General features: G+C 48.1%; 22 protein-coding genes. 8 read left to right on the top strand and 14 right to left on the bottom strand.

From position 1 onward, the window contains the following. Nucleotides 1–12 precede the first annotated feature (12 nt). Nucleotides 13–1,641, bottom strand: a complete 1,629-nt coding sequence (locus tag RQM65_RS01585; protein ID WP_314012231.1) for an acyl-CoA carboxylase subunit beta — start codon at nucleotides 1,639–1,641, stop codon at nucleotides 13–15. Between the two features lie 206 nt (nucleotides 1,642–1,847). On the opposite strand from RQM65_RS01585, the gene RQM65_RS01580 reads away from it, so the two are divergent. The 3 genes from RQM65_RS01580 to ettA all read left to right on the top strand — a co-directional run bounded on the left by RQM65_RS01580 (nucleotide 1,848) and on the right by ettA (nucleotide 5,166). After that, on the top strand, nucleotides 1,848–2,831 hold the full coding sequence (locus RQM65_RS01580; RefSeq protein WP_314012229.1) for a Gfo/Idh/MocA family protein: 984 nt from the start codon (nucleotides 1,848–1,850) through the stop codon (nucleotides 2,829–2,831). A gap of 266 nt (nucleotides 2,832–3,097) precedes the next feature. Beyond that, complete coding sequence (locus RQM65_RS01575; RefSeq protein ID WP_314012228.1) at nucleotides 3,098–3,280, top strand: CAL67264 family membrane protein; 183 nt, start codon at nucleotides 3,098–3,100, stop codon at nucleotides 3,278–3,280. Nucleotides 3,281–3,474: 194 nt separating this feature from the next. Then, nucleotides 3,475–5,166 carry an energy-dependent translational throttle protein EttA gene (gene ettA / locus RQM65_RS01570; RefSeq protein ID WP_314012227.1) on the top strand — a complete coding sequence of 564 codons (1,692 nt, stop codon included), beginning with the start codon at nucleotides 3,475–3,477 and terminating at the stop codon, nucleotides 5,164–5,166. A gap of 4 nt (nucleotides 5,167–5,170) precedes the next feature. Here ettA and RQM65_RS01565 read toward each other — a convergent pair whose 3' ends face one another. After that, nucleotides 5,171–6,013 (bottom strand): MBL fold metallo-hydrolase, encoded by an 843-nt coding sequence (locus RQM65_RS01565; protein ID WP_314012225.1) that lies wholly within the window; start codon nucleotides 6,011–6,013, stop codon nucleotides 5,171–5,173. A gap of 290 nt (nucleotides 6,014–6,303) precedes the next feature. Between RQM65_RS01565 and RQM65_RS01560 the strand changes: the two genes are divergently transcribed. Beyond that, a complete protein-coding gene (locus RQM65_RS01560) occupies nucleotides 6,304–7,191 on the top strand; it encodes a DUF8428 domain-containing protein (protein ID WP_314012224.1) in 888 nt (295 codons plus the stop codon). 71 nt (nucleotides 7,192–7,262) lie between these two features. On the opposite strand, the gene fumC is transcribed toward RQM65_RS01560, so the two are convergent. Further along, nucleotides 7,263–8,660: a class II fumarate hydratase gene (gene fumC / locus RQM65_RS01555; protein WP_314012223.1), complete on the bottom strand. Its 1,398-nt coding sequence runs from the start codon at nucleotides 8,658–8,660 to the stop codon at nucleotides 7,263–7,265. Between the two features lie 326 nt (nucleotides 8,661–8,986). Between fumC and RQM65_RS01550 the strand changes: the two genes are divergently transcribed. Continuing rightward, complete coding sequence (locus RQM65_RS01550) at nucleotides 8,987–9,163, top strand: hypothetical protein (protein WP_314012222.1); 177 nt, start codon at nucleotides 8,987–8,989, stop codon at nucleotides 9,161–9,163. A 144-nt stretch (nucleotides 9,164–9,307) separates the two neighbouring features. On the opposite strand, the gene RQM65_RS01545 is transcribed toward RQM65_RS01550, so the two are convergent. The 3 genes from RQM65_RS01545 to prfB all read right to left on the bottom strand — a co-directional run bounded on the left by RQM65_RS01545 (nucleotide 9,308) and on the right by prfB (nucleotide 13,507). Continuing rightward, on the bottom strand, nucleotides 9,308–11,800 hold the full coding sequence (locus RQM65_RS01545) for a TonB-dependent receptor (protein WP_314012221.1): 2,493 nt from the start codon (nucleotides 11,798–11,800) through the stop codon (nucleotides 9,308–9,310). Between the two features lie 8 nt (nucleotides 11,801–11,808). Beyond that, on the bottom strand, nucleotides 11,809–12,333 hold the full coding sequence (locus tag RQM65_RS01540) for a hypothetical protein (protein ID WP_314012220.1): 525 nt from the start codon (nucleotides 12,331–12,333) through the stop codon (nucleotides 11,809–11,811). A gap of 75 nt (nucleotides 12,334–12,408) precedes the next feature. Next, nucleotides 12,409–13,507 (bottom strand): peptide chain release factor 2 gene (gene prfB, locus RQM65_RS01535; RefSeq protein WP_314012219.1). Its coding sequence is split into 2 segments (ribosomal slippage): nucleotides 12,409–13,440 and nucleotides 13,442–13,507, totalling 1,098 coding nucleotides; the frame shifts between segments, so codons are not numbered across the junction. A 363-nt stretch (nucleotides 13,508–13,870) separates the two neighbouring features. Between prfB and RQM65_RS01530 the strand changes: the two genes are divergently transcribed. Continuing rightward, the gene (locus RQM65_RS01530) at nucleotides 13,871–16,288 is read left to right on the top strand and encodes a zinc-dependent metalloprotease (RefSeq protein ID WP_432279831.1); all 2,418 of its coding nucleotides are present in this window, start codon (nucleotides 13,871–13,873) and stop codon (nucleotides 16,286–16,288) included. A 301-nt stretch (nucleotides 16,289–16,589) separates the two neighbouring features. Continuing rightward, nucleotides 16,590–17,624 carry a threonine aldolase family protein gene (locus RQM65_RS01525; protein WP_314012218.1) on the top strand — a complete coding sequence of 345 codons (1,035 nt, stop codon included), beginning with the start codon at nucleotides 16,590–16,592 and terminating at the stop codon, nucleotides 17,622–17,624. A 99-nt stretch (nucleotides 17,625–17,723) separates the two neighbouring features. Here the strand turns inward: RQM65_RS01525 and RQM65_RS01520 are convergent, their stop codons facing one another. Both RQM65_RS01520 and RQM65_RS01515 read right to left on the bottom strand, forming a co-directional pair. Further along, complete coding sequence (locus tag RQM65_RS01520) at nucleotides 17,724–18,146, bottom strand: DoxX family protein (protein ID WP_314012217.1); 423 nt, start codon at nucleotides 18,144–18,146, stop codon at nucleotides 17,724–17,726. A 108-nt stretch (nucleotides 18,147–18,254) separates the two neighbouring features. Next, on the bottom strand, nucleotides 18,255–19,193 hold the full coding sequence (locus RQM65_RS01515) for a metallophosphoesterase (protein ID WP_314012215.1): 939 nt from the start codon (nucleotides 19,191–19,193) through the stop codon (nucleotides 18,255–18,257). Between the two features lie 263 nt (nucleotides 19,194–19,456). On the opposite strand from RQM65_RS01515, the gene RQM65_RS01510 reads away from it, so the two are divergent. Then, on the top strand, nucleotides 19,457–20,287 hold the full coding sequence (locus tag RQM65_RS01510; RefSeq protein WP_314012214.1) for an alpha/beta fold hydrolase: 831 nt from the start codon (nucleotides 19,457–19,459) through the stop codon (nucleotides 20,285–20,287). Nucleotides 20,288–20,503: 216 nt separating this feature from the next. Here RQM65_RS01510 and RQM65_RS01505 read toward each other — a convergent pair whose 3' ends face one another. The 6 genes from RQM65_RS01505 to RQM65_RS01480 form a co-directional block, all read right to left on the bottom strand. Continuing rightward, nucleotides 20,504–21,313, bottom strand: coding sequence for an endonuclease/exonuclease/phosphatase family protein (locus RQM65_RS01505; RefSeq protein ID WP_314012213.1), 810 nt, complete (start codon nucleotides 21,311–21,313; stop codon nucleotides 20,504–20,506). A 380-nt stretch (nucleotides 21,314–21,693) separates the two neighbouring features. Beyond that, nucleotides 21,694–22,029, bottom strand: a complete 336-nt coding sequence (locus tag RQM65_RS01500; protein WP_314012212.1) for a hypothetical protein — start codon at nucleotides 22,027–22,029, stop codon at nucleotides 21,694–21,696. Between the two features lie 17 nt (nucleotides 22,030–22,046). Further along, on the bottom strand, nucleotides 22,047–22,634 hold the full coding sequence (locus tag RQM65_RS01495; RefSeq protein WP_314012210.1) for a Pycsar system effector family protein: 588 nt from the start codon (nucleotides 22,632–22,634) through the stop codon (nucleotides 22,047–22,049). Between the two features lie 81 nt (nucleotides 22,635–22,715). After that, nucleotides 22,716–23,855, bottom strand: coding sequence for an adenylate/guanylate cyclase domain-containing protein (locus RQM65_RS01490; protein ID WP_314012209.1), 1,140 nt, complete (start codon nucleotides 23,853–23,855; stop codon nucleotides 22,716–22,718). Then, nucleotides 23,839–24,942 carry a sensor histidine kinase gene (locus tag RQM65_RS01485; protein ID WP_314012208.1) on the bottom strand — a complete coding sequence of 368 codons (1,104 nt, stop codon included), beginning with the start codon at nucleotides 24,940–24,942 and terminating at the stop codon, nucleotides 23,839–23,841. Before RQM65_RS01485 ends, RQM65_RS01490 begins: the two co-directional genes overlap by 17 nt. Nucleotides 24,943–24,977: 35 nt before the next feature. Continuing rightward, complete coding sequence (locus RQM65_RS01480; RefSeq protein ID WP_314012206.1) at nucleotides 24,978–26,117, bottom strand: FIST signal transduction protein; 1,140 nt, start codon at nucleotides 26,115–26,117, stop codon at nucleotides 24,978–24,980. Nucleotides 26,118–26,171 lie beyond the last annotated feature (54 nt).

The raw sequence follows: 26,171 nt of genomic DNA, 5'->3' as shown, positions 1-26,171 counted from the left end.
GCCAAGCACTGGTCACACCTGTAGCACTCCCATATTAAAATCCTTTTCGATCGGGGCATGGTCCGCGGCCTCGATTCCCATCGAAATCCATTTTCGGGTATCCAAGGGGTCGATGACGGCATCCGTCCACAATCGCGCGGCGGCGTAGTAAGGGGATACCTGATTGTCATAACGGTCCTTGATCTTGTTGAAGAGTTCGGCCTCTTTTTCTTCCGTTATCGTTTCGCCCTTCTTTTTTAGGGATGCCTTTTCGATCTGTAAAAGGACTTTGGCCGCGGAATTTCCGCCCATGACGGCTAGTTCGGCACTTGGCCAGGCGACGATCAATCGCGGGTCGTAGGCCTTACCACACATGGCATAGTTGCCCGCCCCGTAACTGTTGCCGATGACCACGGTAAACTTGGGGACGACGGAATTGCTGACCGCGTTGACCATCTTGGCACCATCTTTAATAATACCTCCCTGCTCGCTTTTGCTGCCGACCATAAATCCGGTCACGTCCTGAAGAAATACCAGAGGAATCTTTTTTTGGTTGCAGTTGGCGATAAAACGGGTAGCCTTGTCCGCCGAATCCGAGTAGATAACGCCCCCAAATTGCATTTCTCCTTTCTTGGTCTTGACCACCTTGCGTTGGTTGGCGACGATGCCCACGGCCCAGCCATCGATTCGCGCGTATCCGGTCAGGATGGTCTGGCCATAGCCCTCTTTGTATTGCTGAAAATCGGAACCGTCGACCAAGCGCTTGATGATTTCAAGCATATCGTACTGCTCAGTTCTTTTTTCGGGGATCAGTCCGAAGATATCCTCGGGGTTCTCATTGGGCCTGCTGGACTCTTTACGGTCGAAGCCTGCCTTTTCAAAACCACCTATCTTGTCGATAAGGTTTTTAATGGTTTCCAGTGCGTCTTTATCGTCCTTGGCCTTGTAATCGGTTACTCCGCTGATTTCGGAATGCGTCGTGGCACCCCCCAAAGTCTCATTGTCCACATTCTCACCGATAGCGGCCTTTACGAGATAGCTGCCCGCCAAAAAGATACTGCCCGTCTTTTCGACGATGATGGCCTCGTCGCTCATGATCGGCAGGTATGCCCCGCCGGCCACGCAACTGCCCATGACGGCGGCAATCTGGGTGATGCCCATGCTGCTCATAACGGCATTGTTTCTAAAAATACGACCGAAATGCTCCTTATCGGGAAAAATCTCGTCCTGCATTGGCAGGTACACCCCGGCACTATCCACCAAATAAATGATGGGTAGGCGGTTTTCGATGGCAATTTCCTGCGCCCGCAGATTCTTTTTCCCGGTGATGGGAAACCAAGCGCCGGCCTTGACCGTTGCGTCGTTTGCAACAACAACGCATTGCTTTCCGGACACATACCCGATTTTGACGACCACCCCGCCCGAGGGGCACCCACCGTGATCTTCGTACATGCCATCACCTGCGAACGCAGCGATCTCGATGCTGTCCTTTCCGTTATCCAACAAGTAATCGATCCGTTCGCGAGCCGTCAGTTTTCCTTGATTATGCTGTTTTTCGATACGGGCCTTCCCGCCGCCCGGTTTTATCTTGGCCAGCCTTTTTCTAAGCTCGGAAACCAATAGTTTGTTATGGTCTTCGTTTTTGTTGAATTTCAGGTCCATCGTCGGTAAATTAATTTTAGGCCGTAAAGGTAAGTAGGAAAAATTTAAGGTTCAATCGCTGCTTCGCAGCTATTCAAAGTTCAAAGTGTTTACCGCTGCCTTGAGCCTTGCCCCATGAAGTTTAAACCTTACATCTGTCGATGGCAGAATGGAGCCTTGAACCTTCCCCTTGAAATTCCTTATTTTTGAAAAAACGAAAAACAATCATGGCAGAAAAAATACGTTGGGGCATCGTCGGTCCCGGAAACATTGCGCACAGTTTTGCAAAGGACTTGGCGCTGGTCGAAGGTGGGGAATTAACCGCGGTAGCCTCCCGCAATATAGACCGGGCCAATGAATTTGCCGATACCTACGGGGCCGAACATCGCTATGGTTCGTACCAAGAGCTGTTTGCCTCCGATGCGGTGGACGTGCTGTATATCGCCACTCCGCATACCTCGCATTGCCGGTTGGGCATCGAGGCCCTGAACCATGGAAAGGCGGTGCTTTGCGAAAAACCGATGGGGGTCAATGCCGACGAAGTGAAAGAGATGATCGCGGCGGCAAAAAAGAACGAGGTGTTTTTAATGGAAGCTTTGTGGAGCCGTTTCAATCCTTCCATAGTCAAGGTGAAAGATTTGGTCGAGTCGGGCAAGCTCGGTGATATCGTTTATCTCAACGCCCACTTCGGATTCTACGCTTTGGATAGGGAAGAGGACGGCCGTCTGCTGAATCCCGATCTCGCAGGAGGCTCTTTGTTGGACATCGGAATCTATCCTATTTTTCTTGCCTATCTGATCCTGGGAAAACCCGATAATATCGAAGCAGTATCCCTGTTCCATAAAACGGGGGTAGAAATCCAGACCTCCATGATTTTCGAATATCCCCATGCGCAGGCGACCCTGGCCAGCGGCCTCCGATCGAAAATACAGATGAGGGCCGAAATTTCGGGGAGCAAAGGTTCGGCCTTCCTGCACGAGCGCTGGCACGAGACCCAGGGCTATTCCCTGGAAATCGATGGAACGATGGAGGATTTCGAGCTGCCGACCAACGGGAAAGGCTATGCCCACGAAATCGAGGAAGTGCACGGCTACCTAAAAAGCGGTAAGTTGCAAAGTGAAAAATGGAGCTGGCAAAACAGCCTAGATCTCATCAATCTATTGGATGAGGTACGGCATATTACGGGAACTACCTTCCCTTTTGAGGAATAGACCACGACCGGCCTAGGACGTCATCGTTTTTTCTGCTCTCCAATCTGGTGATGTAAAGCGGGGGTGTGCCGTTCGGAGTGTTCTACGAGCTTTTCCGCTGACATTTTACCGCATATGACCGACGGTGTGACTCCATCTAACCTGAAGGCATTATGAGTGCGGAGCGGCTTTAAATGGCATAGGAGCAAACAAAATTCGCTTCGCGCACAACGAGTTCCTATTATAATTCCGATATTTGAAAATCCGTTTATTCAAACCAAGAACGCATGTCGATGAACAAAAATACTGTACTGGCCTGGGCCACCTTTATCATGATATTGGTCGGTCTGGCCCTGATAGCTCTGGGTGCTTTCCGCTACGACGACGTTGCGGGTTGGGGCTTCGCCTCGGTCGGGATCGGATTTTTCGCCATTGCCTGGGTGTTCAACGCATTAAAGGGCCGGGTCTAAACCTGAAGCCGAACGCGTCAGCCCATAATCTAATCGCACGTGCGACCACAACTTAGCCCACGCGCAACCGCAACCATCCGCGACCCGCATTCGACAAATGGTAAATCCGGCCGCCGACGGGCATATCCGTAATCCCAACCCCCCTTATAAACTCATATACCCATAAACTCATAAACTCAACAAAACTCAAAAAAATGTCCGACGATAAAAAAGTGATTTTTTCCATGTCCGGGGTCACCAAGACCTACAAAAATGCCAACACCCCGGTACTTAAGAACATCTATCTCAGTTTTTTCTATGGGGCCAAAATCGGCATCCTCGGCCTGAACGGTTCGGGGAAATCCACTTTACTCCGCATCATTGCCGGGGAGGATAAGAACTATCAGGGCGACGTGGTCTTTTCCCAGGGATACAAAGTAGGCTACTTGGAACAGGAGCCACAACTCGACGAAGACAAGACCGTATTAGAGGTGGTCAAGGAAGGCGTCGCCGAGACCGTGGCCATCCTCGACGAATACAATAAGATCAACGATATGTTCGGATTACCTGAGGTCTATGAGGATGCCGATAAAATGCAAAAGCTGATGGACAAGCAGGCGACACTGCAAGATCAAATCGATGCCTCTAATGCCTGGGAACTCGATACTAAGCTCGAAATCGCCATGGACGCCCTGCGTACTCCCGATAGCGATAAGAAAATCAGCGTACTCTCGGGAGGGGAACGCCGCCGGGTCGCCCTTTGCCGGTTGTTGCTGCAGGAACCCGAGATTCTCTTGCTCGATGAGCCGACCAACCATTTGGATGCCGAATCGGTGCACTGGCTTGAACATCACTTGGCCCAGTACAAAGGGACGGTCATCGCCGTGACCCACGACCGCTATTTTCTGGACAACGTCGCGGGATGGATTCTGGAATTGGATAGGGGGGAGGGTATCCCCTGGAAGGGCAACTATAGCAGCTGGTTGGACCAGAAGTCCAAACGCCTGGCACAGGAAAGCAAGTCCGCTTCAAAACGCCAGAAGACGTTGGAGCGAGAGCTGGAATGGGTACAACAAGGGGCCAAAGGCCGCCAAAAAAAGCAGAAGGCCCGATTGAACAACTACGACAAGTTGATGAGCCAAGACCAAAAACAACTGGACGAAAAGCTGGAAATCTATATCCCCAATGGCCCCCGATTAGGTACCAATGTGATAGATGCGAAAGGGGTAAGTAAGGCTTACGGGGACAAATTGCTTTACGAGGATTTGAATTTCAAGCTGCCACAGGCCGGAATTGTGGGCATTATCGGTCCCAATGGGGCAGGAAAGACCACCATCTTCCGAATGATCATGGATGAAGAAACTCCCGATAGGGGACAGTTCGAAGTGGGGGAGACCGCAAAAATCGCGTATGTGGACCAAAGCCATTCCAATATCGATCAGGAAAAGACGATTTGGCAGAACTTCAGCGACGAACAGGAACTTATCATGATGGGTGGCCGGCAGGTCAATTCCCGCGCCTATCTCAGTCGGTTCAATTTTTCGGGAAGCGAGCAGAACAAGAAGGTCAGTATGCTTTCCGGCGGAGAGCGCAACCGGCTGCATTTGGCGATGACCCTAAAGGAAGAAGGCAACGTGCTGCTCTTGGACGAGCCCACCAATGATTTGGACGTCAACACCCTACGGGCGTTGGAAGAAGGGTTGGAAAATTTCGCCGGCTGTGCCGTGATCATCTCCCACGACCGTTGGTTTTTAGACCGGGTCTGTACCCATATCCTGGCATTTGAGGGCAACTCCCAGGTCTATTTTTTCGAGGGATCTTTTTCCGAGTACGAAGAAAACAAGAAAAAACGTTTGGGAGGCGACGTGATGCCGAAGCGGATCAAGTACAAGAAGTTAATTCGGTAAACTTTTAATATTCCTCATTCGGGTACCAATCCAATCGCACCACTTCGATATCCGCATCCCCTTCGTTAACCAGTTTCTCGAAACGGGCTACGTCGCTGACGTCGGGCTTTCCCCTGTAGTGGTACGGATAGACCTGCTTTGGTTTGAAGTCCAACACCGCATCGGCGGCACTTTCTACCGTCATGGTATAGGGCAGGTTCATGCAGATAAAGGCCTTGTCGATATCTTTGAGCGCGCGCATTTCGGGTATATCTTCGGTATCCCCCGAAAAATAAATGCGCTTATCCTCGAGGTTCAACACGTATCCATTGCCCCGACCCCTGGGATGGAACTGTTTGGCCTCATCTCGAAGATTGTACATGGGGATGGCCTCGACCGTAATCCCGTAACGCTCTTTTGAGTTTCCATTGTCCAAAACATCGATTTGGGGTGCAAAGGCATCCGGCATCTTTTCGGCAACGGCCTGGGGCACGATGATTTTGGCCTTTTCGGTGTCCAAGGCTTCCAGGGTTTCCGGACTAAAATGATCGCCGTGGATATCCGTCACTAAAATAAGATCGGGTTTTTCCTGCCCCTCGAAGGCCTCGGCCCCGCCGACCGGGTCCATATAAACGGTAACATCGTTCCATTGTAATACCGCCGTGGCATGGGATATCGGCGTGATCTGGACCTCGGAATCCTCATTTTCCATGATTTCTGGCGGCGGGGGTGGGGCTGGGGCTTCCGCCGTGCTATACACCGGTTCCGAATCCAAGAGCGGATTATCCTGTTTTTTGTTTTCCTTGCATCCAAAGAGCAAAACCGCCCATATTACTAATACTGTCAATAATCCCGATCTATTCTCCATATTCAAAAAGTTTAATCCCGATTAATATAATTAAATCCATTTGCAATTCAATCCGTGCGATCTTCAAATCAAGGTATTAGTCCCTGAACAGAGCGACACCCGGGGGACAATTCGAAGGGAAACCCCGCGTTTTTATAAGGTAACCGTCTTAAATTAAACATAAAATTAAAATATTTCGTACTTTTGGACGGGAAATTGCGACCTTATATCGGCAAACAATCTAAAACGGGAATCGTACCGTATATACAGGGATACAACAAACAAACAAATCAAGAATCAATTTTTACATTATGACTGAAGCAAAAAATAACAACGGATTGAAGGTCTTGGCCGGACTTTTAGGGGTGGTACTTTTGGGAACCATCATTTATACGGTCAGTCTTTACCAAGAGAAGAAAAAGACCGAAACCTCGCTTACTCAAGAAAAACAACTGGTGGTCGAGGACCTGAACAGCCTGAAATCCGAATACGACAAGGCAATCTTGGAGAGCAATGCCACCAACGAGGAATTGGTCGAGGCTCGCGACAACATTTCCAAATACATCGACTCGGTACAGAACATGAAGGCCGACATCTCCTCACTATCCCGTTATAGAAGACAAGTAGGGGTGTTGCAGAAAGAAAGGGAACAACTGCTCAAGCAAGTCGATTCCCTACAAAAATCGAATACCTTGATTGCGATGCAGCGTGACAGTACGTATACCGAACTGGAGAAACAAACTGTTTTCAACGATTCCCTAGTGGTGCAGAATACCCAATTGGCTGATGTTGTGGAAAAAGGTTCGGCACTGAACCTTTCCAAATTTAACGTTGACGCTGTCAGAGAGCGTAGAAGCGGGAAATTATCATCTACAAGTAGGGCCAGAAGAGCCGATAAGTTCAAGGTCTGCTTTACCGTTGCCGATAACGTAATCGCCGAAGCCGGGGATAGGGAATTCTACGTGGAGGTGCTAGATCCGCAAGGCAACGTATTGGGCGAGGGCTATTCAGAGACCAACGACGACGGGGCCTCGATAACATACAGCAAGGGCACGAGCTTCTACTATGAAAACAAGTCCTTGGATGTTTGCGACTTTATCAGCAAGCCATCCGGGGATTTCCAGGAAGGAAATTACATGGTAAACGTCTATGACGGGGACTTGAAACTATTGGGTACCTCTAAGTTTACCTTAAAATAAGACATCTGTTGTCGGGTCATAGAAAAAGCCAATCCGCAGGGACTGGCTTTTTTTATTAGATTAGTTTGAATTCATTTTAGGCTACCTACCATCTCCTCGGGTTTCACCCATTCATCATACTCCTCGGCGGTCACATAGCCGAGATTGATGGCCTCTTCTTTTAGGGTGGTGCCATTTTCATGGGCGGTATTCGCGATTTCCGCCGCTTTATAGTATCCGATTTTCGTATTCAGCGCGGTAACGAGCATTAGGGAGTTGTTAAGCATCTGCTCGATAACTTTATGGTTTGGTTCTATTCCCGCGGCGCAGTGTTCTTCAAAACTGACACAGGCATCGCCGATCAGCTGGGCGGACTGTAGCATATTCGCGGCCATTACCGGTTTGAAGACATTGAGTTCATATTGTCCTTGGGTACCGCCGACCGACACGGCTACGTCGTTGCCCATGACCTGGGCACAGACCATGGTCAAGGCCTCACATTGGGTGGGGTTGACCTTTCCCGGCATGATCGAGCTGCCCGGTTCATTTGCGGGAATAGTGATTTCCCCGATTCCCGACCGTGGGCCGGAGGCCAGCATCCTGATATCGTTCGCAATCTTGTTAAGGGATACGGCCAACTGTTTTAGGGCACCATGGCTCTCCACAATAGCGTCATGGGCCGCCAAGGCCTCGAACTTGTTATCGGCAGTGCGGAACGGTAGCTCTGTAAAGTCGGAGATGTACTTGGCCACGAGCACGTCATAGCCGGAAGGCGTGTTGAGCCCCGTTCCCACTGCGGTGCCGCCCAAGGCCAATTCACTGAGATGGTCCAAAGTGTTCCTAAGGGCTTTCAGGCCGTGATCGAGTTGGGAAACGTAGCCCGAAAACTCCTGTCCCAAGGTCAAAGGAGTGGCATCCATCAGATGGGTGCGTCCTATCTTGACGACTTTGGAAAAGCTTTCGGACTTTTCACGGAGGGTGTTGCGTAGCCGTTCCACCCCTGGCAGGGTCGTCTCGACAATCTTTTTATAGGCCGCGATATGCATTCCCGTTGGAAAGGTGTCGTTAGAGGATTGGGACTTGTTCACGTCGTCGTTGGGCTGTATCGTCTTTTCCCCTTCCCCGATTTTTTTGCCCGCAATCTCATGGGCACGATTGGCGATCACCTCATTTACGTTCATATTGCTTTGCGTTCCCGATCCGGTCTGCCATATCACCAATGGAAACTGGTCGTCGTGTTTGCCCTGAACGATTTCGTCGCAGACTTGGGCGATTAGATCGCGTTTTTCTTCGGACAGCACCCCGAGTTCACAGTTGGTATAGGCTGCCGCCTTTTTGAGATAGGCGAAGCCGTAAACAATGTCCAGCGGCATGGAGGCTGCGGGGCCGATCTTAAAATTGTTTCGGGACCGTTCGGTCTGTGCCCCCCAATACTTCTCTGCGGGCACCTTGACCTCGCCCATGGTGTCTTTCTCTATTCTGTAGTCCATTTTAGATGTGTTTTCTCAAATTATTTACTGGTAAATTTTGTTGGGATGTATTGGCGAGTGGATTTTTACAGCAGTTTATCCTTCGGAGATTTTGGTAAAAAATATCCTAAGTAGCTTACTCTTCTCTAGTTTTTTTGAATGGATGAATTTTTCAAGGCTTTTAAGAAAACCTTTTAGCATTTACGATGGATAACAAAGATAGTGGATGGTCGGTTCATTTTCAATGGGATGGGAACGAAACTTTTAGAAGCCGTGAAATGTTTTTCACATTCCATTTGCAATTCTACCTGTTTTAAAAGTATCTTTGTAGGCAAAGACGGAAAACCATGTTCGAATTCGACCAATATTTAGGATTTTTAGCATTTTTGGCCATTTTGACCATCGGCTTTTGGCTGATGATTTTTCTACTGATGTTCGTAGTGCCGTATTGGTTGGGGGGCAACCTTATGGAAATGTATAAGGAAAGAAAAGCGAAGAAAAGAGCGGAGCGGGAAGCTTCATAGTTTTCCGGGCCATCAAAACATAAAAAAGCAGGAAGATATAGACTATCTTCCTGCTTTTTTTTGCACTCTTTCGATAAGGCCTGATCGGATAAGGGGCCCAGGGTTAAAAACTATTTCGATTTTGCCTAACTCCTAAATTTTATTTTATCCCTCGAATTCCCCTTCCTCTTGTCCTCCGCCGTCACCTCCACGACCGCCATTGCGTTTTTTCGGCTGGTTGAACCGATAGGTGAACGAGAAGACGAACGACCTTTGTCGCCATTGAAACTCGCTGCGGGAAGTGAAAAAATCCGTTTGGGTAAAGGACTCACGCTTAAAGGAATTTAAGAGGTCGTTGACGTTCATCGATACCGTGCCGTTATCGTTCAAAATATCTTTGCTAAAGGCAAGGTTGATACCGAAAAGTCCTTTAGTCTCTGTCTGCGCAGTGTTTCGTGGACCCCTATAAAAGGCGTTGGTCTGCCATTCTATTTTGGCCGGAAGGTTGACTTTGGAGCTGAACCGAGCGAACCAACTGGAATTGTCGGTGCCGTAATCGATACCGTTGTACACGCCTTCCGAAGAGAACTTATAAATATTAAAACTCCCGTTCAACCGAAGCCATTTAGTGGGATTGTACATCGCCCCCGCTTCGGCCCCATAGCGGTTTTCAGTGGCCAGGTTGATCGGTAGGGACCGTATGATCGGAATACCGTCCGAGGTTTCTTGGCCTGTTTGTTCCTGTACCCTCGAAAAGGATTCGGTCTCCCGTTGGTAATAAATGGAAGAGGTCAGGGTCAATTTATCCCATCTCTTCAAATATCCGAGGTCGAAAGTATTCGAGAAAGCGGGATTCAGATCGGGATTACCCTGAAAAATGTTCGTTCGGCTGGATCGCGACGGAAAGGGATTGATGTACCAACTTCTAGGACGGTTGATGCGTCGGTTGTATCCAAGGGACACGTTTTCCCTGCCTTCTTCGTCGAATTCATAGATCAGATTAAGGGTAGGAAAGAGCCCAAGATATTTTTTGTCGAAGTTGGCTAGCACATCCTCCCCTATTTCCTCTTCGAAATCACTGCGGTCGAACGGGGATTCCAATTCTCCTTTTAGCTGCGTGTGTTCCAGGCGCAATCCGAAAAGAAACGAAAAGTTTCCGAATTTGTTCCCATATTGTGAGTAAACGGCCTGTACATTTTCGTTGAAGGTAAATTTGTTGGTCAATCCTTCATCCAACTCAAATTGACCGGTATCCAAATTAAGCGTACTGACCCGATAATCGGTAATCTCTTGCTCGAACGTGCCTCGGTATCCCGCTTCGAACTGGGCGTCTTCCATCGGCAGTACGTAATCGGCCTGAATCAAATATTCATTCTCTTTCTCATTTTCAAAGACATCCTCCATTTCAATCAAATCGGTGTTGGGTTGCGTAAAACGTTCCTCGATATCGGATAGCTTAAGCTCATCGTCATTGGAATATTGAAGGTCGGCGGTCAGTTTATGACCATCATCATTAAAGTTGTTGACATAATTCAACGAAATTTGGTAGCTATCATCGTCCTCGCCCTCTTCTTCGGTACGAAAGGTGGTACTATTCCCTTCAGCACCGCCGAAGCGCCGGTTGGTATTTTCGGTCAGGTCGTCGTCCTTGGAGGTTCGATAAAAAATACTTCCCGTGACCGAGGAGTTTTCCGTAATAAAATATTCCGCACCGAGGTTGGTGTTAAAGCTTTTGTCCCTCCGGTTATAGATCCTGTCTTCGATAACCCGATCAAACTGTCCGGAAGTATAGGTATTATCGAAAAAGGCGTTGCCCGGGGCATCGCGATAATTGTAGCCCGTTGTATTGAAAATATTATATTTGTCGGTACGCAGGTTCACGTTGGCCGTAATCCCGCTGCGGGTGGGGTAGCCGATATTGGCGGTGACCGAACCATTAAAGCCCAACGTCTTTTCCTTCCTTAGCACGATGTTCAGAATCCCGGCGGTACCCTCGGCGTCATAGCGGGCGGAGGGACTGGTAATGACCTCTACTTTTTCGATGGCTTCCGCGGGAAGCTGCCGCAAGGCCTCGGTCGAGCCAAATCCGGCCAGGGCAGAAGGTTTTCCGTTGATCAAAATCCGGACATTTTCGTTGCCACGCAAGCTGATGGCCCCCTCTACATCGACGTTGACCGATGGTACGTTGTTCAGTGCGTCGCTGATGGTAGCCCCGCTGGTAGTGAGATCTTTGCCTATGTTATAGATTTTTTTGTCCAACCGTACCTCTACCGTGGTCTTTTCCCCGACCACCTCGACCCCTTCGAGCTCCGAGGCGGCGATCTGTAGCGAAATCGTGCCGAGATCGGTTGATTCGCTAAAATTTTCTTGGGGCACCTGATAGGTTTGGTAACCAATATATTCGACGCTGGCGTTATAGCTTCCGGCGGTCGTGCCTACGTCGAACCTTCCTTTTCCGTCGGTAATACCGCCGTTGATCTTATTCGGGTCCGTCACGCTCTGTAAGACCAGAGTGGCATACTCCAAGGGCTCTCCGGTTTCCTGGTCGATGACCTGCCCGGTGATGTTTATGGTTTCCCCAGCTGCATTGGGAGGTGGCCCTTGGGCCAGAATGATAATTGGAAAAAATAATAGGAGTAAGGGGAAACTGTTCTTCATGGCAAGGATTACGTTTTATTCTTCTTCTTTTTCTTTTGGCGTTTTCTTTCTCTTTTCTTCTCTTTTTTGGTTTTTTGGATGCCTTTCTTCTGCATCTCCACAAACGCTTCGTATTTCTCAAGGGGCAACCCGGCTTTCAGTTCCTCGTCCTGCGCCTCGGTGATTTTTTCCATGCCCTCTCGCATTTGCTCGGGGGACAGTTCTAAAATCTGCATTTCGATACGCTTCTGCACGTATTTTTTAAGGGTCGAGCTCAATACGGCCACCTCGAATTCGTTCAGTTCCAAGGCTTCCGCTATCCCGGGCATTTCTTGGTCAACGATCTGTTCCGCCGTTTTAGGTTCGGGTTCCTTCGGGGTCTCCTGCACTCGGGGAATAGCGCTGCGTTGTCTGCCGTACCCGTACCCATAACCACTGCCGTACCCATAACCTCCGCCTCCATATCCGTAACCCCGGCCATATTGGGCCTGGAGTTCGCTACCGGCGAGTAAGACAATAAAAAGAATGACCAAATGTGTACCGTTGATTTTCATGGTATCGGTTTATTAGGATTATTAATTTAGGCTATGGTTTAACCCATGTCGGTTAAAGCTTTGTTAAAGGTCGAATCACTCCTCGACCTGCCCTGTCATCATCAGGAAGGCTTTAAGGAACGCGTTAATATCGCCGTCCATCACCGCATCTACGTTTCCGGTTTCATGGGCGGTGCGTACATCCTTCACCAACTTATAGGGGTGCATCACATAATTTCTGATTTGTGAGCCCCATTCAATATTCATTTTAGACGATTCGATCTCGTCCCGCGCTTGCATTTTCTTGCGCAGTTCGATTTCGTACAACTGCGATTTCAGCATTTTCATGGCCGTGGCCCGATTATCGTGCTGGCTTCTGGAGTCGGAACAGGATATCTGTATCCCTGTAGGATGGTGTACCAATTGTACCTTGGTCTCCACCTTGTTCACGTTCTGTCCCCCGGCACCGCTGGATCGTGCGGTGGTAATCGTATAATCTGCGGGATTGACATCGACCTCGATGCTATCGTCAACCAAGGGATAGACATAGACCGACACGAACGAGGTATGTCGTTTCGCATTACTGTCAAAGGGGGAAATACGTACTAATCGGTGTACTCCGTTTTCTCCCTTGAGCCATCCGAAGGCATAGTCGCCATTGATTTCAAGGGTTACGGTCTTGACGCCGGCCACATCGCCCTCCTGATAGTTGAGTTCCTTGATCTTATACCCGTTCTTTTCCGCCCACATGATGTACATGCGCATGAGCATAGCGGCCCAGTCGCAGCTTTCCGTTCCTCCGGCACCCGCCGTAATCTGCAGGATGGCAGGGAGTTCGTCGCCCTCTTCCGAAAGCATGTTCTTGAACTCCAGTTTCTCGATCCGGTCCAAGGCCTTTTCGTACTGGGCTTCGACTTCCTCTTCCTTAATTTCGCCTTCTTCCTGAAATTCGAGCAGCACCTCAAGGTCGCCGACAGCGGTCTTGGCAACATTATAGTCATCGACCCATTGTTTTTTGGATTGGATGAACTTCATCTGCGCCTGGGCCGTCTGGGGATCGTCCCAAAAATCGGGAGCCAGGGTCTTTTCCTGTTCGTTCTCTATCTCGATACGTTTCGCATCGATGTCAAAGATACCTCCTTAACGCACCAAGGCGATCCTGTAGACCTTTGAACAGATCTGTTGTTATTGTCATTTGATTTCGTATTTGGGGCAAAAATAAGATTTAGAATTTAGTTTATGAGTTTATGGGGTTATGAGTTTAATTTAGTTTATGGGTTTATGGGTTTATGGGTTTATGGGTTTATGGATTTGTGGGTTGGTGGGTTGGTGGGTTTGTAGATTTTAAGCGGGTATTTTTTTCTTGAGGATGGAATGGGTTACTTTTAAGGCCTTAAACCAACTATTCACTGAACGAGCATTAAAAAATTTTAAAATTTTCTTTATAAAAGGCAGTTTTTGAGATCTTTAGTGCGAGAACGTGGCAGTTACCCAGATAGCTATCAGATCCTCAATTTTTTAATTGGATATTTCCAAGAAATTAAAAAAATATAAACGTATGAAGATAGAATGTAAAGATGTGCGGTTCTTTGCGCTTTTGATGTTTGCCGGAATGTGTTTCGTTAGAGGACAGTTTGCCGAAAAAAGCAAGGATTTTCAGAAGTTTCCCGGATTTTTCGGGTTTCAGTACGATGGTAAGACCGATAAAATTTATTTGGAGGTCGATGATCTGGAAAAGGAGTTCCTCTACGTCTATTCCCTTAGCAGCGGAATCGGGAGCAACGACATCGGGCTGGATCGCGGCCAATTGGGCAACGAACAGGTGGTCTATTTCACTAAGGCCGGAAACAAATTGCTGCTGGTACAGCCCAATCTTAAGTTTAGGGGGCTGACGGACAATCCCCTGGAACGTAAATCCATCGAACAGGCCTTTGCGAAGTCCGTCTTATTCGGATTTAAGATCGAGGATGAAAAGGAGGGTACCTACACCATCGATATCAGTGATTTTTTGTTGCAGGATGTCCATGGCGTAGCACAGCGGCTGAAAAAGGCCGAACAGGGCACCTACAAGCTGGACAAGGACAAAAGTGCCATGGCCATGGAACGCACCAAGGCCTTCCCGAAGAATACGGAATTCGATGTACTGCTTACCTTCAAGGGGGATGCCGAGGGGGACTGGATACGCTCTGTTGCGCCGAATCCCGACCTGGTCACCGTTACCCAGCATCATTCCTTCGTCGAGCTACCGGGCAAAGGCTTCGAAAAGCGGGAATTCGATCCGAGATCCGGTTCCTATCCCTTTACCTACTACGACTATTCCACCCCGGTTCAAGAGCCGATCGTCAAACGCTTTATTCCCCGGCACCGACTGGAGAAAAAAGATCCCACCGCCGAAACGAGTGAAGCGGTCGAGCCCCTCGTGTACTATTTGGACAACGGGACCCCGGAACCCGTGCGGACCGCCCTGTTGGAGGGAGGCCGTTGGTGGGACCAGGCTTTCGAGGCAATCGGGTATAAAAACGCCTTTCAACTGAAAATACTGCCCGACGATGCCGATCCGATGGATGTGCGCTACAACGTGATTCAATGGGTACACCGGTCCACCCGCGGCTGGAGCTACGGCGGCAGCGTCACCGATCCCCGCACCGGCGAGATCATCAAAGGCCATGTCAGCTTGGGAAGCCTCCGCATCCGACAGGATTTTCTGATCGCCCAGGCCTTGATGGACCGTCCCTTTGGGGAGCGGGACGATAACTACGACCCTATGCTGGAACTGGCTTTGGCCCGTATCCGTCAACTATCCGCCCATGAGATCGGACACACCCTGGGCTTTGCCCACAATTTTGCCGCCAGTACCACTGGCCGGGCCTCGGTGATGGATTACCCGCATCCCCAATTCCAGCTTAAAACTGGAAAAATCGACTTTTCGGAGGCGTATGATACCGGGATAGGCGAGTGGGACAAAGTAACTGTTGCCTATGCCTACACCGATTTTTCCGAGGGAATGGATGAGGAACAGGCCTTGGACGAAATTTTAGATCAGGCCCAAGAAGACGGCCTACGTTATATCACAGATCAAGATGCCCGGCCCCAGGGCGGGGCGCACGCCCTGGCCCATCTGTGGGACAACGGCGAATCGGCCAGTGAGGAACTCGAGGAGGTGCTAAAAATCAGGGAAACCGCCATAGCCAATTTTTCCATTGACAATATCCGAAAAGGCGAGCCGAATTCCGTTTTAGAGGATGTTTTTGCACCCCTTTACTTCTTTCACCGCTATCAGACCGAAGCGACCGCGAAACTGATCGGGGGCCTGGATTACAATTATACGGTTAAGGGTGACGGACAGCCTACCGTGGAAATCGTGGATAAAAAAGCGCAAAGGAAGGCCTTGGAAAGTCTCCTAAAAACTTTGGATGCCCAAAAAATCGCCATCCCGGAGAAAAAATTGCCCCTGTTTCCCCCGAGGGCCTTCGGATATCCGCGAACAAGGGAGTCGCTCAAAGGGAAAACGAATGTGGCCTTTGATGCGCTGTCCGCCCCTGAAACGGCCGCCGATATGACCCTGGGCCTGCTGTTGCATCCCGAAAGAGCATCCCGCTTGATCCAGCAAAAAGCCCTGGATAACAAGAATCTGGGACTGGAGGAAGTGTTGGATGCCGTGGTAGGGAACACCTTTAAGAAGCAACAGGAAGGGAGCTACCTTTCCGAAGTGCAGCAGAATATCAACTTTCGGGTATTGTTCCATCTGATGAACCTGGCGGCCACCGAGAAGGTCCACCCCCAGGTCAACGCGATCGCCAACAAAAAGATCAAGGCGTTATCGGTGGACACCAACTTAGATGCCCTGGGGGAAACCGTCAGGATGGAAATGCAACGGCGCATCCGTGATTTCTACGAACATCCCGAACAGTTCGAGGTGGTTCCGGTTCCGAAAATCCCTGATGGATCCCCGATTGGAATGGACTGCTTTCATTGATTTGAAGATGAGTTGATTTGAAGATATGGTGATTTGAAGATTTGAAGATGTGTTGATTTGAAGATGAGTTGATTTGAAGATGTACTGATTTAAAACTTAGTGGATAAAGTGTCTCCCCAAGCGCAGTCGAGGGGTTGCACTTGTGCTTGAAACATAAACTTAAGTTTGAAATGTTATCCCGAGCGCAGTCGAGGGCTTGTACTTGCACTTGAAACTTGAACTTGACTTTGAAATGTTATCCCGAGCGCAGTCGAAGGCTTGCACTTGACACTAGTACTTGATACTTGAACTTGAGCTTATAATGAAAATAAACCTCATTAGCGATACCGTAACCAAGCCCACGCCCGGCATGCTCGACGCCATGCTGTCCGCCGAGGTGGGCGACGATGTTTTTAAAGCGGACCCCACCGTAAATGCCTTGGAGCGTAAAGTGGCCGAAATGTTCGGTATGGAAGCGGCCCTGTTCTTCCCGAGTGGCACGATGACCAACCAGACCGCTATCAAATTACATACTCGGCCCGGTGACCAATTGATCTGTGATAAGTATGCCCATGTCTATAATTACGAGGGTGGGGGAGTGAGCTTTAACAGCGGGGTCTCGTGCAAGCTCGTCGATGGCCATCGCGGGATGATGACCGCGGAACAGGTGGAGGCGGCCATAAATCCCCCTGACTTTTACCACAGTCCCCGTACTTCCCTCGTCTGTGTCGAAAACACTACGAACAAGGGTGGTGGGGCCTGTTGGGATTTTAGGGAGCTCGAACGGATAAAAGCGGTCTGCGATAAACACGGCCTCGCCTATCATCTTGATGCCGCCCGATTGTGGAATGCCCTTGTTGCTAAGGGGGAATCCCCCGAACAATATGGTGGTCTTTTCGATACCATCAGTGTCTGTTTGAGCAAGGGCCTGGGCTGTCCCGTGGGTTCGGTGCTTATCGGTAGCAAAGAGATGATCCATAAGGCCTTGCGCATCCGAAAAATATTGGGCGGCGGTATGCGGCAAGCGGGCTATCTCTGTGCCGCTGGCATCTATGCGCTGGACAATCACCGCGATAGGCTGGCCCGGGATCATCACAAAGCCCAAGAAATCGGAGAGGTCCTTCAAGGCTTATCCTACATAAAAATAGTCGAACCCATCGAAACCAATATTATTATTTTCGAAATAAACGAAAACCAGATGGGCGAAGATGAATTTGTTGAGGAACTAAAGGCAAAGGACATTCATCTTATCGGAATGGGGCAGGGCAAACTTCGGATCGTTACGCATATGGACTATACGGATGGAATGCATGATGCGTTCTTGTCCCTTTTGAAAAAGTTGCAGGTTAATCAGTAGAATTGAGGCCTCTGGCGTTCCAGGCTAAAACAAATCAAGTCTTTTCCACCTGAACGGGAACGAACAGGTTTCTTGGCTCTTGTTTCTCGACCCTTTGTGCTATTTCTGCATCTTTAAGTAATAGTCCGCCGAATGTTTGCCCGAACCATAGAAAAGGAAAAAGAGGCAGGCCAACAAGGCCACCGAGGCCAAAATAAGGTTTGTGGTATTCATTTCCCCGAGAAAGTTGACCAGTACCGCGCCTATTAAAATAGGCAATTGCGCCAGTACGGCCCATCGCGTCAAAAGTCCGATGACGATTAAAAAACCACCTACAAAGTGGGCAGGTGCTACGTAGTGTAATATTCCCATGCCCCCGGGTATGTTTTCGAACGGTTCTATGATTTCGGCCATTTGGGCGTGGTTCGACATAAAGTCGATACCCTTTATGAAAAGAAAGACACCGAGAGTCACCCGCAACAGATCAAGGGGATAATACGTATGGGCATTGGCCCATTTGTTCAAGGATTTAATTGTAACCATAGCAGTCGTTTTACCGCCTACTACATCTTATCGATAGCCGGGGAACGAGTAGACGAAGTTATACCTTAGTAAGGTACTCATTTTTAAGGACATACAAAAGTTAAAAATTCAATCCAAAAATTCCCGATCGAACGCGAAAGGTTCTTTCAAATCGGCATCTACCGTAATCTGAACGGCGTTGGCACCACCTTCGATTTGAACACGCAGAATATTTTCCTCAGGCCAAGGCCTGTTCTGAAACCAGAAATGTCCGTCGCCCTGCAGATAGAGCACCGGCTTGCCGAAGCTCAGGGCGGCCGCCCTGAACCGGTCGGTGAAGAGCGAGAATTTATCGGGACCGATTTCCGTCATGTTGGCGTGCCCGAATAGAACGGCCGCCTCGATGTCGTCACCGTAGAGCTTGAACTGTTCCTCGACATAATCCGCATTCTCGGCCAAGCGTTGGTCCCACTCCTGTGGGTCGTGAACGGAGCTTCCCACTAGGTTTAGGCCCAAAAAGAGCACGGCATTTTGGGTCCAGGCGAAGTTCTCGGGCCGCACCTCCTGATAATAGACCTCCTGTTGAAACTCCCACTGTCCATTGAAATGTAAAAAATATTGGTTCCAAAATCCCAATGCCGCCTCGGGATTCTCGCAATCGTTGTATTCGTTATCCCCTAAAACAACGAACGTGGGGGACTTGAATTGCTTCAACTGTTCGCTGACCTCTTTGTAAACTTCTTCGTTACAGGGCGCGCTTCCAGGTTTGATATCCCCGACGTGAACGACGAATTCGGATTGGGACTTTGCGTTGTGTGTCTCGATCAAGGCGGTCAAGCCCTCACGCTGTTCCTCATTGTAGGGCACGTCTCCGATAGCGGTAAAGACCGTCGAAGGATAATCGTCCACAGCGTTACCGGTTCCCGAGGTGTCGATTACACCCCCGGCATTACCGTCGTCCGGCTGTGGAACCGGATTGTCCGATGAGCCGGAGCAGCCCATGAAGGTGGTAGCGCAGAGGGCCACCACCAAAACGTGCATCACAGAATTTTCGAATCGTATTCGCATCACCAGTATTTCATTCGTCCATCAGATCTGTCACGCAACTTACCGATCGTCGTTGCGTCGTTTCGGTTTCGATGGCCCATTTCCGAAAAAGATATCCACCTAAATCTAGGACCAGATAGACAGTTCAGTACCCTTAAATATAGTCTATCTCCCTTTTTCGGACAAAATTCTTTTTTCATAGGGTCACAATCCAAGGATAGATTCGCCTATATTGGAATGAATTAACATATATCTGCCGAAAGGTGGGTCTAAAAACCTAGCACATGCCATTTATTACAAACAAAAAAGCAAAGCGCCCCGTAGATATTTTTTATGAGGATTATGGAACCGGCCAACCGGTCATTCTGATTCACGGATGGCCTTTGAGCCGTAAAATGTGGGAGCAACAAGTGTGGAAAATCGTCGATGAAGGATTCCGATGTATCTCTTACGATCGTCGGGGGTTCGGGATTTCTTCCCAACCCTGGGAAAACTATGATTACTCCGCCTTGGCCAGCGATTTACATGCCCTAATCGAGGATCTCGACCTTAGCGATGCCGTTATTGTCGGATTTTCCATGGGCGGGGGAGAGGTAGTCCGCTACCTGACGGATTTCGGATCAGATCGGATTGCCAAGGCCGCGTTGATCAGTTCCATTATTCCGCTGGTAAAAAAGAAGGATGACAATCACGATGGTGTCCCCGAGGATGCCTTGGATGATATTAAAAACGCCCTACAAAAAGACCGGGTCGGATTTCTAAAGGAGTTTGGGAAGGGCTTTTACAATTTTGATGACAACAAGGACAGGGTAAGCCAAGCTCAACTGGATTATGATTTTACAATTGCCTCATTCGCCTCTCCACGAGCAACGATACAGACCGCCTTGGCCTGGAGCCACACTGATTTTCGATCGGAACTCAAGAATGTTGATGTTCCCACCCTGATCGTACACGGAGATGCCGATGAAACGGTGCCCAAAGCCACTTCGGCGGACCAGGCGGCCAAGGGGATAGCGGACAATACCTATGAGGTGATCGAGGGTGCGCCACACGGATTGCATCTGACGCATTCCGAAAAACTGAACGAGCTGTTGATCTCGTTTTTGAAGAAGTAACGGTCGGCATCGAACGCCAAGTTACCCTGAAGCTTTCCTTTTTAGCTTTAATGCTTGTTCGCTGGAAACCTAAAGTGCAGTCTTGTCACCTTAAGCGCAGTCGAAAGGTCAAACCAGAGCGTCTCGACTGCCAGCCAGCCCCGAGCGCAGTCGAAGGACTCGACGGGACACCTTAAGCTCAAATTGATTGACAGGGTGTTCTTCCGGACAGGCATCTTATCTTTTAAGCGTCGCCAATACCGGAAAATGGTCCGAAATATATTTTAGATTATCCATACGGTCATCAATGTGGACATAGCCTTCGACCTTCAGGTTTTTAACGAAGATATAGTCGATCCGATGGTCCAATTTTCGCTCCGGATCGAAGCCGTTGAAAGTGCCGGTGGTTCCGTAAAAGGGGGTACGGGTAACTTCCTGTCCATCTTTGAGGTGGCCTTTGATGAGTTGAATGGGCTTTTGGTCGGGCGTCAGGTTGAAGTCCCCCATCAAGACCACGGGCAGGTCATCCGTGTTTATTTCCTTGATTTTTTCTACAATCAGTTCGGCTGACCTCTCTCTTGCCCTCTGTCCCTTGTGATCAAAGTGGGTATTAAATACATATAACTTGTCCCCCGATTCGATATTTTCAAAGAGGCCATAGGTGCAGATACGTTCCAAGGCGGCATCCCAACCGACGGACGGCTTGTCCGGAGTGTCGGACAACCAGAACGTGTCGTGTTCCAAGACTTTATATTGCGTGGAGTCGTAATGGATCTGGGAATATTCCCCCTTTTGTTTGCCATCCTCCCGGCCGACCCCGATATAGGAAAATTCCGTTAAGCTACTGTCTATATATTCCACTTGTCGATGCAGAGCCTCTTGCATTCCGATAAACGAAGGACCATAATGTTCGATCTGTTCGACCACATTTTCCTTCCGATCGTTCCAGTTGTTGACCGTATCGTTGACATTGTCATATTTTATGTTGTAGGACATTACCTTTATTTCTTGGCCCTGTAGGGTAAGGAAGGGCAATAGTACTAACATGATTACAAGTCTTGGGAGAGTCATAGGTGTTATTCGTTTAAATGTACGACCAATATAAGAAATTACGGTTACATCTAAATTTTAAAATCTTGGCCAAGATCCCTGTTGTTTCAATGACACGGAAACATCCGCCGAGCACAAGAACCAGTAAGATTACCTCGGCCTTGCCGGTGATTCCCTTGGGTACTGCAAAGCGTAGTTCGAAGGCTGATAGATGACCGGCACTAATTTGCCGATAGGAATTGGTGACGACCTCAATGATAACCTATTCGGGGTCCATAACCCGTAGTTATCCCTGAGGAACCAATAGGTTAGAATTCCCGAAGGTATAATCATCGAGATTATGAATTAAATGGCATTGGGAATCTTGTCATTCGGACTCAATAAATGATATTGTCCAATATTCGGCTGAGGCTGCGCTCCGTAATATGGAATTTCCGATCCGCGGAAAATACTTCCCGGATTTCCTTTTTGAGCTCGGCAAGCTCCATGTGGGAATAGTTTAGTCTTGAAACACTTTTCTCGATTTTCGTAAAGCTTTCATCTTCGTCATCTTGGCTAATTTCATTGTAGAGACGCTCGAAGTTTTCCGGTGATGTTTTGGAACGGATAAGATTTAATTCACCCGCGTCCTCAATGGAATCGGCCTTCGCACAAAGCAATAGAATATACACTTTTAGTTCAGCTTTCGAATAATATGTTGTGTTGTATGTCATGGTTGTAAATTTATTTATCAGATAACTATAAGTACGGTATAATAGGCCGCCATGGCCAATAAAAGGAAAAGACCCAAGGCCAAAAATCGAATTGATCGGTTTACGTTCCTGAATTTATAGTCGGCAATTTTTGAAATGATAAAGATCTGTTGGCCTAATTGAAGAAACAGTTCTTCTTCGTTTAGACTGATATTGTAGAAAGTTTTTGAAAACTCCTGAACGTTTCCGAATTTGGAAATAACGTCCCCAAAATAGAAAATGTTCTTTTCGAACGAGCTTTCTATCCTCGGCATAAAACAGCGAATACTAAAATAGATGGATACCCCGGTGCAGGTAAGCCATAGACCTAATAGTAACAATAAAATTATTTTATCAAAACCGGTTTGGAAGAACATACCTAGGTGTTGGTATATCAGGTTCAATAAGATTCCGTAAAAGGAAAGAATCAATCCTGCTTTGAGCTCCGAGGCCTTGATCAGTCCGAAGACGTACCCGATGCTGCCCCAATAATGATCGACAAGGTCTTCGGTATGATCCCTTTGGGTTACACTGCGGACTTCTTTTTTCGATTTTTCGCGTGCGGGGGGTTGTTTCGGATTTTCCATAGTACGGTTTTCAATAGGCCATTCTTAGATAGGTGGATACTTCATAAATTTTTCGCATCATTAAAATAAATTAGCACCAAATCATAGTTTGGCTTCCACAAAATACATATCGATTTCGCCTTTACTTTTAGCCGGTATTTTTCCCCTATGCGTGCATTTAAAGCTGTTTTTTACACGTTCATAGGTGTTGCCCGAAATATTGATCTTGCCTGGAATACCCCGTTGTTCCATCTGCGAAGCCAGATTTACTGTGTCTCCCCAGATGTCGTAGGCAAATTTTTTACTGCCGACTACGCCTGCGACCACAGGGCCGGTGTGCACCCCGATCCTGATTTGAAATTCGGGCAGGTTCTGGATTCTTTTCGTGGTATTGAAACCTCGCATGAATTCCTGCATGTCCAAGGCCACTTTGATTAGAACTTGGGCATGGTTTTCAACCGGGGTGGGGAGGCCGCTAACGCACATGTAGCTATCGCCGATCGTTTTAATCTTTTCAATACCATATTTTTCGATGATTCGGTCGAAGCCGCGAAAACTATCGTCCAACTGTGCGATTAATTCGTCGGGCTCCATAACTTCGGCAATGGTGGTAAACCCCTTTATGTCTGAAAATAATACGCTTACTTGCTCGTATTTACGGGCGTAGGATTTACCGAATCGTTTGAGTTCGCCGGCAATTTCCTCAGGTAAAATATTTAGCAGTAATTTATCCGATTTTTCGATTTCGGATTGGAGCTGCAGCGACTTTTTTTCGATTTCCAGGGTGCGTTGCGCTACTGTTTCCTCTAGTTTGTCATTATGGTCCTTAAGCTCTTTTATCAGGTGCTTGTTGTGCCGTCTGAGGTTAACGGCCTCCAAGGCGTTGTCAATGGTTATCTTGAGTTCATCTTTGTCCCAGGGCTTGGTAATGTAGCGGTACACCCTTCCCGTGTTGATGGCCTCAATAATGGCCTCGATATCGCTGAAGCCGGTCAGTATCATCCGAATGCTGTCGGGTTCGTCGGGCAGACGCTGTAAAAACTGCACCCCCGTCATGCCCGGCATGCGCTGGTCGGTAACGATGACGTGAATGTCATTCTGTTTGACGATTTCCATGCCTTCCTCCCCGCTCAAGGCTGTAAAAATGGTGAAGTGGCGTCGTAGGGCCGCCCGGAAGGAGATGAGGTTGTTTTCTTCGTCATCTACATACAGAATGTTGAAATTTTTACGATTTAATTCCATCTTGCGATGTGTTTTTTGTTCCGGAATTTTCATTTTGATCGACGGGAAGGCTTATAATAAATTCCGTTCCTTTCCCCACCACTGATTCCACTTCAATTTTACCCTTGTGTTTTTTAATGATCCCGTAGCTAATGGAGAGCCCTAGGCCGGTTCCTTTCCCAACTTCCTTTGTCGTAAAAAAGGGATCGAAAATTTTGCTTTGAACGGCCTGGTCCATACCAGCCCCGGTATCTTTAATCATTATCTTTACATGATTGTTGGCCTCCCATGTTTGAATACATATTTTTCCCGCACCCGTAATGGCCTGTATGGCATTGGACAGGATGTTCATCAGCACTTGATTGATTTCGCCCGGAAGACACTCGACCTCCGGAATCGTGCCGTATTCCTTAACGATTTCAATGTCGTCTTTGTACACGTTGTGCAAAATGGCCAGGGTCGAATCCAATCCCTCGTTCAAATCGGCCTTCTTCATCACGTTTTGGTCCAACCGGGAAAAATTTCTAAGTCCTTTTACGATTTCAGAGGTGCGCTTGGCCCCTTCTTCAATGCCCTTCAGCAATTCTTGCACTTCCTGCAGGGTAAAGGCTAAATCTTGATCTTTATTGAATTGTCCGACACCTTCAAAAAAGGCTTCCAGTTTGTTTTTTTTGATTACATCTTCATACCGATGGATGCCTTCAATAATTTCCGATAGATCCTCCTTTAAGGGTTTTATATTAGCCGATACGAAATTGATCGGATTATTGATCTCATGGGCCACCCCGGCGGTAAGTTGGCCCAATGATGCCATTTTTTCCGACATGATGAGTTGTTGTTGGGCCTCCTTCAAATCTTCCAATGTTATCCGCAGGGTTTTATTGGCTCCTTCCAATACCAGCGATTTTTTTTGCAGTTCATCAATGGTCTCCTCCAATAGTATCGACAAGGTATTCCGTTCTTTCTCGACCCTGTGGAATTTAAATTCGTTGAGAACGATTATTTTTTCCGCCTGTTTTAAAAAATCGGCAATCGTTTTCTTGTCGGTTTCATTTAGGGCTGAATTCCCATGTATTACATCCAACACGGATTGTAGGTTTTTGTTCATAGCCTCATCGATTCGTTTCGAACATCTTCCGTTTCCTATAATTCCGCGAGTACGACCAAAGAACAGGTGTTATTGTGAAACTCGTGCTTGCCCTTTGTGGCCTTACCCATCTCCCCATAGCTGAAAAAGCCTACTAGCGGTACATCCCAAACCTCCTTAACTTGGTTTATTTCATCGCTTACCATAGGTCCTAGGGACAAATGTCTTGCCTTACATGAAAACATGATCATGGCGTCCCCGTTTTGCTGATCATGGTTTTTTATTTCTTCACATTCGGCCACCACCTTGTCGATTACATCAAAAGTAGGCGGTAGGGAGAACCGAATTTTTGAACCTTGCGGGACGCTTCCGGCACAGGTCAGGGACCGGTCGGTTTTATTAGCGAATAATGGTGCCCTCAAGACTGGATCTCTTCCCTCCCGTTGTAATTGCATGGGAAATTCGGAGCCTACATTCACGATGACATCCTTCCATCCGTCCAGGTCTTTTGATACCCCCATATATTTGATGACCACGTCGAGCGCCGGCTCATGATCGATGGTATGAATTACATTTCCTTTGCTTTTCGTTATGGTGCGTACCGTGCCCACTGGCCGCCAACCACTGGTAGCAAGTCCTTTTACACTTATCCTGTCCTCATCAATGATCAGGGCTGTTAGAGCATTATCACTGCATTTTTTGTTTGTAAAAACGTAGGTGCCTGTCATGGTAAAGTCATCCCCGGCCATGCCCCCGAAGATGGTAACCGCTTCTCCCATGGCATCTTCAATCCCTCTTATAATCATTTCCCCATCTGTACTGATACCGCCGGACACCATGATATAGGCCGGATTATTAAACATTTTTAACCCCTCTTCGCCAATCTGTCTGGCCAAATCACGGGTATGCCCATTACCGGTCTCGACAAATGATACTTTGAAAAAGGCAGCATCGATATCCAACAACATAATGGCAGCTGATTCTTCTCCAATGTCCCCATCGATAAATTCCCCCGCGGTCGTTGCTCCAAAAATGGCAATGCCTTTTTCGTCGAGCAGTTGGCAAATGGCCTCCCTATCTTGTTTAATGGAAAGAAAGACTATTGCCAAGGTAGGTTTAAACCCGTCGGAAATTGTTCTATTCAATCTTTCCGCAATTTGCTGGGGAGAATCCCCCTTTATGGATTTTGCCTTCATGTCATTTTATTATAGAATTCATTAAGACATTTTCTTTTACCTACAAATTTTACA

This window comes from Pricia mediterranea (genome assembly GCF_032248455.1).
In the GTDB taxonomy this organism is placed as follows: Bacteria; Bacteroidota; Bacteroidia; order Flavobacteriales; family Flavobacteriaceae; genus Pricia; species Pricia mediterranea.
The sequence above is the reverse complement of the archived record's forward strand: the minus strand, read 5'-3'. Positions and strand labels throughout refer to the sequence as shown.

Bases quoted from the DNA above. Each gene is read 5' to 3' on its own strand.
- RQM65_RS01560 (WP_314012224.1), top strand. From the start codon at position 6,304: ATGACTGAAGCAAAAAATAACAACGGATTGAAGGTCTTGGCCGGACTT.
- RQM65_RS01480 (WP_314012206.1), bottom strand. From the start codon at position 26,117: ATGAAGGCAAAATCCATAAAGGGGGATTCTCCCCAGCAAATTGCGGAA.
- RQM65_RS01540 (WP_314012220.1), bottom strand. From the start codon at position 12,333: ATGAAAATCAACGGTACACATTTGGTCATTCTTTTTATTGTCTTACTC.
- RQM65_RS01530 (WP_432279831.1), top strand. From the start codon at position 13,871: ATGAAGATAGAATGTAAAGATGTGCGGTTCTTTGCGCTTTTGATGTTT.
- RQM65_RS01520 (WP_314012217.1), bottom strand. From the start codon at position 18,146: ATGGTTACAATTAAATCCTTGAACAAATGGGCCAATGCCCATACGTAT.
- RQM65_RS01485 (WP_314012208.1), bottom strand. From the start codon at position 24,942: ATGAACAAAAACCTACAATCCGTGTTGGATGTAATACATGGGAATTCA.
- RQM65_RS01510 (WP_314012214.1), top strand. From the start codon at position 19,457: ATGCCATTTATTACAAACAAAAAAGCAAAGCGCCCCGTAGATATTTTT.
- RQM65_RS01580 (WP_314012229.1), top strand. From the start codon at position 1,848: ATGGCAGAAAAAATACGTTGGGGCATCGTCGGTCCCGGAAACATTGCG.
- RQM65_RS01505 (WP_314012213.1), bottom strand. From the start codon at position 21,313: ATGTTAGTACTATTGCCCTTCCTTACCCTACAGGGCCAAGAAATAAAG.
- RQM65_RS01565 (WP_314012225.1), bottom strand. From the start codon at position 6,013: ATGGAGAATAGATCGGGATTATTGACAGTATTAGTAATATGGGCGGTT.
- RQM65_RS01575 (WP_314012228.1), top strand. From the start codon at position 3,098: ATGTCGATGAACAAAAATACTGTACTGGCCTGGGCCACCTTTATCATG.
- RQM65_RS01550 (WP_314012222.1), top strand. From the start codon at position 8,987: ATGTTCGAATTCGACCAATATTTAGGATTTTTAGCATTTTTGGCCATT.
- RQM65_RS01490 (WP_314012209.1), bottom strand. From the start codon at position 23,855: ATGGAATTAAATCGTAAAAATTTCAACATTCTGTATGTAGATGACGAA.
- RQM65_RS01545 (WP_314012221.1), bottom strand. From the start codon at position 11,800: ATGAAGAACAGTTTCCCCTTACTCCTATTATTTTTTCCAATTATCATT.
- RQM65_RS01515 (WP_314012215.1), bottom strand. From the start codon at position 19,193: ATGCGAATACGATTCGAAAATTCTGTGATGCACGTTTTGGTGGTGGCC.
- RQM65_RS01500 (WP_314012212.1), bottom strand. From the start codon at position 22,029: ATGACATACAACACAACATATTATTCGAAAGCTGAACTAAAAGTGTAT.
- RQM65_RS01585 (WP_314012231.1), bottom strand. From the start codon at position 1,641: ATGGACCTGAAATTCAACAAAAACGAAGACCATAACAAACTATTGGTT.
- ettA (WP_314012227.1), top strand. From the start codon at position 3,475: ATGTCCGACGATAAAAAAGTGATTTTTTCCATGTCCGGGGTCACCAAG.
- RQM65_RS01525 (WP_314012218.1), top strand. From the start codon at position 16,590: ATGAAAATAAACCTCATTAGCGATACCGTAACCAAGCCCACGCCCGGC.
- fumC (WP_314012223.1), bottom strand. From the start codon at position 8,660: ATGGACTACAGAATAGAGAAAGACACCATGGGCGAGGTCAAGGTGCCC.
- RQM65_RS01495 (WP_314012210.1), bottom strand. From the start codon at position 22,634: ATGGAAAATCCGAAACAACCCCCCGCACGCGAAAAATCGAAAAAAGAA.